We start from the raw sequence: 413 nt of genomic DNA, 5'->3' as shown, positions 1-413 counted from the left end.
CACGGCCACTCGGTGCCGTCCATCCCGAGCGAGAGGTAGTAGTTCCACTCCCCGATACTGGTCCGTTCACCTGGACACGGGTCAACATCGAAGCCGCCGATGCGTTCTGCGATCCCCGAGTAAAGCCACTCGGGCGTCTGCCACACGTCTTTCTCGTTGAGTGACTGTAACGTTGGATTACCCATCGCAACCCTATGTTTGGGTTGTGGATATAAAAAAGTGCGGCCTAAAGCAGCCCCTCGACAACCGAGGCCACAAGGTCCGCAGGGACAGCGTTTCCATTGAGTGCGTACTGCTCTCGCTTGTTCCCTTTGAACACGAACGTATCGGGGAACGTCTGAAGCCGCGCACACTCCCGAACGGTGAGCCGCCGCGGCTCCTCGTGGTGGACAGGTGGCGCGGACTTCCCCGCG

The 413-nt window shown here is 59.8% G+C and carries 2 protein-coding genes; both read right to left on the bottom strand.

All coding sequences use genetic code 11. The features are described from left to right. Positions 1-185: hypothetical protein (locus tag EXE42_RS15830; RefSeq protein ID WP_199240782.1), on the bottom strand; the 185-nt coding region annotated here is incomplete at its 3' end. A gap of 41 nt (positions 186-226) precedes the next feature. Next, positions 227-413: DNA cytosine methyltransferase (locus EXE42_RS15825; protein WP_199240781.1), on the bottom strand; the 187-nt coding region annotated here is incomplete at its 5' end.

Source organism: Halorubrum sp. SP3, assembly GCF_005435195.1.
Taxonomy (GTDB): domain Archaea; phylum Halobacteriota; class Halobacteria; order Halobacteriales; family Haloferacaceae; genus Halorubrum; species Halorubrum sodomense.
This window is presented reverse-complemented; position numbering and strand designations above follow the sequence as displayed.